Here is a 9,800-nt window from a genome sequence, read left to right as displayed (position 1 = left end):
AGAGATCCGCTCCTTAACATAATAGGTTTATTCTACAAGCCCTTATTTTTTCTGTCCAACTTAGTGTAACCGATCCACCTGACATCGTAATAAGAAAACGAAAAATTGGGGTATACTTCAAACCGTTTTCCGATTTAGATTTGACAATTGCTTATATGGCTGAGATCTTGGAAAAGATGGTCAGTTTCTTTACTCCATATACCTATTATGGAAAGAGGTAAAGAGTGGAGGAGCAGGTGAAGCAAACAACGATTCTGTTAAGGTGGATATTACTGAGCAAGTGTGGGATTGGGCAAGGGGCAGGTTTACCTGGTGTTCATCCAATGCTCGAAAAGTTATTGTTGGAGGAGGTTGATAACGAAGAAGCACTCCAAGCCAAAAGTGAGAAGGAATATATTATGAATTGAATCGCTGAAAAAGCGTTTTTTCTATTGTAGGTTAAATGCAATACCGAACTGAATAGGTGTATCAACCGACATGACAACAACAATTAACTATATTTATAAAAAGTATCGTAAATACACTTTACAACAAAGGGATGACATGGTAGTATAGGTAACAGATAGGCAATGCCATTTAGGAATCATTACCGAATCGTCAAAAAGTGTATGATAAATACACAAAAAGAGTAAAAGCGAAAGGTGAGGTTGAGGGTGAGAAATACATTGATGAATGAGGCTGACAAAGATGCGTGGGTTATTGGCGATAGCTGGAGAGGAATGATGCAAATAACCGAGATAAGGCACTATTTACAACCAATGTTAACCTACAAGCTCCTTTGTGAAAACTCAAATCATGGTTTTATTATTTCTGAAAATCATTCTTGGCAAACACTCACTTCCAACGGAATTGATTTTGGTGAAAAGCTACAGGTTGCTTTCCAACAGTTGGAGAGCTTGAATCCATCATTACAGGATGTATTTACAATCTTTAACTTTGACCGTATTAAGGACGATCTAAGCTTGTATAAGGTAGCGGATTCAGTTCTAAATCGCCAATCATACAATCGAGAACTGTACGATGATCCAAGCCCATTAACAGGAACCGTCACTCAGTATTTAGAGGATTTGCTGGAAGCAATCATTTCAAGAGAGGGTGCTCATGGAGGAGAGGGAAGCAGTCCCAAAAGTATTACCGCACTTCTACCACGTCTTCTTGATAAGACAAATGGGTCGGTATGTGACTATGCTTCGGGGTTAAATGGTTTCTTAATCGAGGCTAATAAGTATGCTCAGCTGAACCACGGGGAAGTTAGGCTTTTTGGGCAAGAGATTAATGCTCAAACCCGTGCGTTAGGGATAATGAACCTAATCATACATGGAATGTATCCAGAGATAGCTGACGTGAAGCTCGGTAATACAATCACCGCTCCTCAATGGAAAGATGAAGAGGGGCATTTGATGAAGTTTGATGGAATCCTTACTTCGCCGCCGTTCGCAGTGAGTAATTGGGGTTATGAGGAAGCCGAGAAAGATGTTTACGGACGTTTTCGATACGGTCTACCGAGTCGGGCTTATGGGGATATGGCTTTTGTCCTCCACAGTGTTGCCTCCCTCAAGAAAGACGGTAAGGCGGTTATTGTGGTTCCTCATGGGGTTCTTCAAAGAGGTGCTTCCGAAGCGAAAATTCGTTCAAACCTAATTCAAGAAGGTCTGATTGAAGCCGTAATTGGACTGCCATCCAACCTATTTATTGGCACAGGTATCCCTGTTGCTGTACTAATTATCAATAAGAACAAACCTGACGCAATGAGAGATCGGATATTGTTCATCAATGCAGAAGAAGGTTATAGGAAAGCTATGCGAAATCAGAATGAACTTCGAGATTCTGATATCGAAGCTATTGTAAGTGCATATCGTAATCATTCACATATTGATGGGTACAGCAGAAGCGTTCCTGTTAGTGAGATCTCAACAAATGATTGGAGCCTTCTTCCTTTGAGATACTTCGAAAAGGCAGAGGTAGAAACCAAGATCGGTAGAACAAACATGAATCGCAAGAAATACGAACAATCAGATCTCCCGAAAATAACATTGGGGGAAATTGCGGAGGTCGATAGGGGGCTTAATCCCACAAAGGATGATTCCGTAGATGCAGATGCGACTCATTACTTGGTGAATCTTGTTGATGTGCAGGAGGGTAAGATCGTACCAAATGAACTGAAAGGAATCACGTTGAGTCCCAAAAGAGCACGTGATTATGAGCTTGAACCTGGCGACCTATTACTGTCCAGTCGTGGCACGACGCTAAAAATGACAGTTGTAACATCAGATGATCTCAAGGACAAACCAATGGTTTTCTCACAGAATTTTCTTCGCGTTCGTGTATCTGACCCAAAGCGATATAATCCGTATTTCATAAAGGCTTTTCTCGAAAGTCCAGTGGGACAGTATTACTTACAAGCCTACCAGCGTGGAACCACAGTGACCGTTCTGAGCCATAAGGATGTAGCCTCAATTAGTTTGCCTTTACTACCTATCGAAGAGCAGGGAGAAATAGTGAGACGAATTCTTGAAGCAGAAAAACAGTATGAGGAGACACTCATAAGGGCGAGGCATTCTTATGTGCAAAGCTACAGAGAAAGCTATGAACTTATGGCAATAAGCGATACTTTCGATCTAATGGACTAACATACGTTGTCGGGGGATACATTTATCCCCCGATAATACCGATGTATAATAGTAATAGCGACCTATCTATATTTTCCAACATTTATATAAGGGGTTAACTTAATGAAGAACTTTCAAGAAAAAGTAAGTTTTATTTGGACAATTGCTGAAATCCTGCGTGGGCCGTACAAGAAAGAGGAATATGGTAAGGTTGTCCTGCCGATTGCAGTATTGAGAAGGTTCGATTGTGTTTTGGAGGAGACAAAAGAAGAAGTTTTATCCCAATATGAGAAGTTTAAGCATTTGCCGCAAGAATCCAGGGATGAGATCCTAAACAGAGTAGCAAAGCAAAACTTTAGCAATGTCAGTAAATATGATTTCACGAAGCTTCTGAACGATTCAGACAATATTGCAGATAACCTTCGTGACTACATAAATGGTTTCTCGAAATCAGCAAGGGATATCATTGAATATTTTGATTTTGAAAAGCAAATCGAGAAGATGGATCGCAATAATTTGCTCTATCTTGTTGTAAAACGCTTCAGTGAAATTGATTTGCACCCTGAAACTGTCAGCAACGTGGAAATGGGCTACATCTTCGAGGAGCTGATCCGCAGATTTTCTGAACATGGAGAAGCTGGCGACCACTATACGCCAAGAGAAGTTATTCGCCTGATGGTGAGCTTACTTTTCATTGAAGATGCTGAAGTTCTCACAAAACCAGGCATTACACAGACTCTTTACGATTGCTGTGCAGGTACAGGTGGTATGGGTTCCGTTGCCCAAGAATATCTGAAGGAATTGAACCCGTCTGCTCACTTTGAGTTTTTTGGACAAGAGTTTAATGAGGAGTCTTATGCAATCTGTAAAGCGGATATTTTGATCAAGGGTGAAGAAGCGAAAAATATCGCTTTTGGCAATACGCTATCTCAGGATGCATTTCCTCAAATGAAGTTTGACTACATGATTACAAATCCCCCCTATGGCGTTGAATGGAAACCAGTGGAAAATGCAGTGAAGGAGGAGCATGAAAACAAGGGATTCCAAGGGCGATTTGGAGCTGGATTGCCACGAATCAGCGATGGTCAATTATTGTTCTTACAACACTTGGTATCCAAAATGAAACCTATCACACCTGAGAATCCAAAAGGAAGCCGTATTGCCATTATCATGAACGGTAGCCCGTTGTTTACAGGAGATGCAGGGAGTGGTGAAAGTGAAATCCGCCGCTATCTCATCGAAAACGATTTGGTCGAAGCCATTGTCGCCATGCCTGATCAGTTGTTCTACAACACAGGTATCTCAACTTATGTCTGGATACTGACCAATAATAAAGATCCGCTCAGAAAAGGCAAAATCCAGCTTGTAAACGGGGCATCCTTTTATCAGAAGATGAAAAAGAGCCTTGGAAATAAACGCAACGAGCTATCCCCTGAACATATTGATGAGATTGTCCGTATTTACGGTAGCTTCAAAGAAGGGGAGCATTGCAAACTCTTCGATAATGAAGATTTTGGGTATAGGAAGATCACAATTGAGCGTCCACTGCGATTGAACTTCCAAATTAGCGAAGAACGGGTCAAGGAGCTATATAATCAAACCGCATTCAGTAATCTGGCAACAACCAGGAAAAAGGGTCAGGCTGGCTTAGATGAGATAGAGGCTGGAAAGAAACTGCAACAGCAAATCATTGATGCTCTGTACTCCTTGAAGGACAATAAACTATACAAGAACAGAGAAACCTTTACTAAATTGATCAAGAAAGCATTTAAGGATCATGACCTTACCATTCCTGCACCGCTAATGAAAGCAATCCTTGCCGCTCTTTCTGAAAAGGACGATACTGCTGATATTTGCAGAGACAGTAAAGGAAATCCTGAACCAGATACGGATTTAAGAGATACGGAGAACGTTCCGCTCAAAGAAAATATTCACGAATACTTCGAGCGGGAAGTGAAACCGCATGTACCTGATGCATGGATTGATGAAAGCAAGACCAAGATCGGTTATGAGATCCCATTTACGAGACATTTTTATCAGTATACACCGCTTCGTAGCTCGGACGAAATCCTAAGTGAAATTAAGGAACTTGAAGCGAACATACTGGACAAATTGAAGAAGGTGTTGGGCTGATGGTGCAGTACAAGAGATATGAGCAATATGAGGACAGCGGTGTTGAATGGATTGGAGAAGTGCCTAAGGGATGGGGAACAGGAGGGCTAACTAAATATGTTAGTTCTATTGTGGACTACAGGGGGAAGACACCCGAAAAAGTTGATGAAGGAGTATTTTTAGTAACTGCGAAAAACATCAAGATGGGAAAAATTGATTATTCCCTTTCTCAAGAATATGTTAGATCTGATGAATACGAAATAATAATGAGAAGAGGTATCCCTGATATTGGAGATGTTGTTTTTACAACAGAAGCTCCACTTGGGGAAGTTGCAAATATAGATCGGACAGATATTGCCCTTGCACAAAGGATAATAAAATTCAGAGGGATTGATAATGTTCTTAATAACTATTACTTAAAATATTGGATGTTGTCTAAAGGTTTTCAGGATAACTTACAAACATTTGCAACAGGTTCAACTGCAACGGGTATTAAAGCAAGCAAGTTATCAAAGTTACTTGTCTTGCTCCCTACTTACAATGAACAAACCCAAATCGCCAACTTCCTTGACCTGAAAACAGCAGAAATCGATTCCCTCATCGCTGACAAGGAAAAACTGATCGCTTTACTGGAGGAACAGCGGCAGGCGATTATCACTGAAGTTGTTACAAAGGGATTGAATCCCGATGTGAAGATGAAGGACTCTGGTGTGGAATGGATTGGGGAAATTCCTAAGGAGTGGAGTATTAGTCCTTTTTTTACAATCTTTGAAGAATCAAAAATAAAGAATTTAGGGAATATGGAACAGAATGTACTCTCACTGAGTTACGGAAAGATTGTGAGAAGAGATGTTGAATCCAACTTTGGATTACTACCTGATTCGTTTGAAACATACCAAATAATTGACAATGGTACTATCGTGTTACGATTAACAGATCTTCAAAATGATAAGCGAAGTCTTAGAGTAGGACTTGCAAAAGAAAGAGGAATAATTACATCTGCATACTTAGCATTAAGAGCTAAATACATTAATGCTGAATATGCTTATTACCTCCTCCATTCTTATGATTTGTGTAAAGTATTCTATGGATTAGGGGACGGGGTAAGACAATCTATCGGGTATGCTGATTTGAAATGGCTCCCAATCGTTTTGCCTTCAGAAATTGAACAAACGCAAATAGTCAATTTCCTTGATCAAAAAACAGTAGAAATAGATGAATTGATTTTTTATATACGGACTCAATTAAACAACCTTAAAGAATACCGCCAATCCCTCATCTTTGAGGCCGTAACAGGAAAAATTGATGTCAGGGATGTAGCGGCGGAAGTAACTGCTACAGCATAATACTATCGAAAAGGGGTGAAGACATGGCAATTGACTACACCGAAAAAGGTCTGGAAACCAATTTAGAAGAATGGCTGGTTCAGGCGGGGTATCGGAGTAGACGGATTGAGGGTAGTGCATCAGAGGATTTTAAGAAACATGCCCTCGATGTTGAGATGCTGTTTGAGTTCCTTGAAAGCACTCAGCCTAAAGAAATGGAACGGCTCCGTAAGGTGTATAAGGAGCAAACAAAAGAGAAAATTCTGGAGCGGCTTAGTAAAGAATTGAACAGCAGAGGAATGATCGATTGCATTCGGCATGGGATCAAGGATTACGGCGTTACTCTCAAGCTCGCATTCAATCAGCCTGTCAGCTATATGAACCAGACACTTTTGGAAATGTATACGAAGAACATTTTCACCATTAGCCGACAGGTTTATTACAGCAGTCAAAACAACAACAGCATAGATATGCTTGTGTCTCTCAATGGGCTTCCTATCGCCGTACTGGAGCTGAAAAATCCTCTTACAAACCAAACGGTGGATGATGCAAAGCGGCAGTATATGAATGATCGTGACCCGAAGGAACTACTATTTCAGTTTAAGAAGCGTGCCATTGTATTCTTTGCTGTTGATCCTGATGAGGTTTACATGACAACACGATTGGAGAAGGAAAAGACATTCTTTCTCCCCTTTAACAAGGGCAATAATGGAGGCAAAGGCAATCCTCCAGTATCAGATGATTATAAAACTGCATACCTCTGGAAAGAGATCTTGCAGAAAAACAGCTTGATTGATATCCTTTTCCGTTTCGTGTTTGTCAAACAGGAAGATATCCTGGACAGTACGGGAGAAATCATCGATAAGAAGGAAACGGTCATATTTCCCCGATATCATCAATTAGATGTCGTTAGGAAAATCGAAAGCGATGTAAAGCAATTTGGTGTCGGTACAAACTACCTGGTTCAACATTCGGCGGGTAGCGGTAAAACCAATAGTATCTCCTGGCTCGCTCATCGGTTGGCGAAAATCCATGACAACGAGGATAATGCCATCTTCAATAGTGTCATAGTCATTACGGATCGCAGGGTACTGGACAAACAATTGCAAGATGCGGTTTATCAATTAGAGCATAAAGCAGGCATGGTCGCCAAGATCGATAAGGATTCGAGTCAGCTTGCCCAGGAACTTGTGAATAATACCCGAATTATCATTACGACTCTTCAAAAGTTTCCATTTATCATGGAGAAAGTAGGAGAGTTCGAAAGAGGCAAATATGCCATCATTATCGACGAGGCACATAGCTCGCAAGGCGGCAAATCCGCAACAGCTATGACAAATATCTTGTCAGATAAAACACTTGAAGAAGCTTTAGAAGCTGACCGCACAGCAGAGGAAAACTTAGAGGATATCGATGAGAAGATCGTCGAGACTATTGCAAAAAGCGGTAAGCAGGATAATATCTCTTTCTTTGCCTTCACTGCCACGCCAAAAGCGAAAACATTGGAGAAGTTCGGGCGTATGGGTGAGGATGGAAAACCACATGCTTTCCATGTCTATTCCATGCGACAAGCCATTGAGGAAGGTTTTATCTTGGATGTACTGAAGAACTACACGACCTACAAGACCTATTATAAAGTAGCGAAAATGATCGAGGATGACCCTGAAGTTTCCAGTAAGAAGGCATCCAGGGAAATCGCCAAGTATGTGTCTCTTCATCCGCATAACATTGCTCAGAAAACGGAAATCATGATTGAGCATTTCAGACGGGTGACAAGACACAAGATCGGTGGAAGAGCCAAAGCGATGGTCGTAACAGGTAGCCGATTGCATGCGGTTAAATACAAGCAGGCGTTTGACAAATACATAAGCGACAAAGGCTATGATGATATGAAAGCTGTTGTTGCTTTTTCGGGGATGGTCGAGGATAAAGGAGTATCCTATACCGAGCCACTCATGAATGGTTTCGGTGAGAAAGAATTGCCTGACAAGTTCCATACCGATGAATATAAGGTTTTGTTAGTGGCGGAGAAGTACCAGACGGGTTTTGATGAGCCACTACTTCATACGATGTATGTTGATAAGAAGCTGGATGGGATCAAAGCGGTACAGACTCTTTCCAGGCTGAACCGAACCTGCAAAGGCAAAAACGACACCTTCGTTCTCGATTTCGTCAATGAAGCCGAAGATATAAAAGAGGCATTCCAACCGTACTATGAAGTGACAGGACTTGAGGAAGTAACCAATCCGAATCTGCTTTATGATTTACAGCGGGAATTGGATGCTTCTCAGGTATATACGGAAGAAGAGATCTTGGAAGTATGCAAGCTGGAGTTTAGCGGTAAGAAGAAAACCCCGAAAACACAGGAAAAGCTTAACGCTATTCTTGATAAAGCAGTGGAACGCTATAAACATGAATTGCCTAAAGAACGACAAGAAGATTTTAAGAGCACAGCGGGCAAATTTATCCGTACCTATTCATTCATTTTGCAAATTGGACCATTTGTCGATGTTGATCTTCATAAATTATATGTTTATCTGAATTATCTTTTGAAAAAGTTGCCCAAGCAAGGAGCCGAATCGGTTTATCTGGCGGATGAGGTTGCTCTGGAGTATTACAGAAATACGATGGTATTTGAGGGTAGTATTTCACTGGTGGTCAAGGGCGGTGCAGATCTGAAACCAGTTTCTCATGGTGGCGGAGGTGGAAAAGAGGAAGCAAAGGATAAACTCTCTTCGATTATCAACCGACTCAATGAACGCTTTGGAACGGATTTCACCGATACAGATCGATTATCGTATGAGCAGATTAAGGAAGACATAATCAATAATGACGATCTGGCACAGAAAGCGAAGAACAATACGAAAGAAAACTTCAAGTTCAGTTACGAAAAAGCATTTTTAGATATCGTGATTGGTAGAATGGGACAGAACGAGAAGTTCTTCATGAAAATACTGGAGGACAGTGATTTCAAGGCTACCGTAATGGAATATATGTTTGATGAAATTTATAAGGGTTTAAGTAATAAAGGGGCATAATGTAGAAAAACTCCGCCGCTGAACACGAAATGTTCAATTCTGGCGGAGTTTCTGTTTGAATGTGAATATCAGAATAGTTGGTTGATTAAATCGGCATCTTCCTCCGAAATGAGTTCCGCCACTTGGGAAGGGGAAGAGGGGATTTGGACAGAAGAATGGATACCTTGATTTTGTAGGATCTCTAAGACAATCTTCCTGATTTCTTCATGTGAAGCGGCATCTTGCTTTCTGTTCATATACGCCTCGATAGCTTTTGCGATATAGTCGCTTTTGTTCGGGATTCCTTGTAGGTAATCATACACATGTCGATATTGGTGTTTGAAGGAAATGGAGAGCCTAAGACGCTTGTTGTCCATACTTTGTCTCCAGAATCCGCAAAAAGCTCAAGACATTTGCAAACTGGCTGTCAGTCGCAAATACTGCGGCGGGAAATGTAGCGGCTATAAAGTCGGAAAGTAGAATGCTCCCGCCCCCTGAAAACTGGACTGTCAACACCAAACTAGACAGATTTCTTAATTGCTTTCTGTTTGTAAACGAATGGACTCAAATACGCCAATGTTGAGTGAATTCTTGTTTCGTTAAACCATTTCACGTATGCCCCTCATTCCTGCTTCAACTGTGCGAGTGACTCAAATCTTTGATTCTTGACAAACTCCGTTTTAACCAGCTTAAAGGTTGCTTCTGCGACTGCATTGTCATATGGGCAGCCTTTCATG

General features: G+C 41.1%; 6 protein-coding genes and 1 pseudogene. 5 read left to right on the top strand and 2 right to left on the bottom strand.

Annotated features, from left to right (window positions below; all coding sequences use genetic code 11):
• The first annotated feature begins 236 nt into the window (after nt 1-236).
• The 5 genes from ACTHO6_RS20785 to ACTHO6_RS20765 all read left to right on the top strand — a co-directional run bounded on the left by ACTHO6_RS20785 (nt 237) and on the right by ACTHO6_RS20765 (nt 9,084).
• Nucleotides 237-407 (top strand): hypothetical protein, encoded by a 171-nt coding sequence (locus ACTHO6_RS20785; RefSeq protein ID WP_440243715.1) that lies wholly within the window; start codon nt 237-239, stop codon nt 405-407.
• A 246-nt stretch (nt 408-653) separates the two neighbouring features.
• A complete protein-coding gene (locus tag ACTHO6_RS20780) occupies nt 654-2,630 on the top strand; it encodes an N-6 DNA methylase (RefSeq protein WP_440243713.1) in 1,977 nt (658 codons plus the stop codon).
• 102 nt (nt 2,631-2,732) lie between these two features.
• Nucleotides 2,733-4,742 carry a type I restriction-modification system subunit M gene (locus ACTHO6_RS20775; protein WP_440243711.1) on the top strand — a complete coding sequence of 670 codons (2,010 nt, stop codon included), beginning with the start codon at nt 2,733-2,735 and terminating at the stop codon, nt 4,740-4,742.
• Nucleotides 4,742-6,067 (top strand): restriction endonuclease subunit S, encoded by a 1,326-nt coding sequence (locus ACTHO6_RS20770; RefSeq protein ID WP_440243709.1) that lies wholly within the window; start codon nt 4,742-4,744, stop codon nt 6,065-6,067. The genes ACTHO6_RS20775 and ACTHO6_RS20770 overlap by 1 nt, the downstream gene beginning before the upstream one ends.
• Nucleotides 6,068-6,090: 23 nt before the next feature.
• The gene (locus ACTHO6_RS20765) at nt 6,091-9,084 is read left to right on the top strand and encodes a type I restriction endonuclease subunit R (RefSeq protein ID WP_440243706.1); all 2,994 of its coding nucleotides are present in this window, start codon (nt 6,091-6,093) and stop codon (nt 9,082-9,084) included.
• Nucleotides 9,085-9,152: 68 nt separating this feature from the next.
• Here the strand turns inward: ACTHO6_RS20765 and ACTHO6_RS20760 are convergent, their stop codons facing one another.
• Entirely contained in the window at nt 9,153-9,440 is a 288-nt protein-coding gene (locus tag ACTHO6_RS20760; protein ID WP_440243704.1) for a hypothetical protein, read from the bottom strand.
• 143 nt (nt 9,441-9,583) lie between these two features.
• A pseudogene (locus tag ACTHO6_RS20755) lies at nt 9,584-9,799 on the bottom strand (IS3 family transposase).
• Nucleotide 9,800 lies beyond the last annotated feature (1 nt).

This window comes from Brevibacillus sp. SAFN-007a (genome assembly GCF_051967035.1).
Lineage (GTDB): Bacteria > Bacillota > Bacilli > Brevibacillales > Brevibacillaceae > Brevibacillus.
This window is presented reverse-complemented; position numbering and strand designations above follow the sequence as displayed.

What these genes read in the sequence shown, in the direction of transcription:
- ACTHO6_RS20775 (WP_440243711.1), top strand. Translation starts at nt 2,733, where the DNA reads ATGAAGAACTTTCAAGAAAAAGTAAGTTTTATTTGGACAATTGCTGAA.
- ACTHO6_RS20770 (WP_440243709.1), top strand. Translation starts at nt 4,742, where the DNA reads ATGGTGCAGTACAAGAGATATGAGCAATATGAGGACAGCGGTGTTGAA.
- ACTHO6_RS20765 (WP_440243706.1), top strand. Translation starts at nt 6,091, where the DNA reads ATGGCAATTGACTACACCGAAAAAGGTCTGGAAACCAATTTAGAAGAA.
- ACTHO6_RS20760 (WP_440243704.1), bottom strand. Translation starts at nt 9,440, where the DNA reads ATGGACAACAAGCGTCTTAGGCTCTCCATTTCCTTCAAACACCAATAT.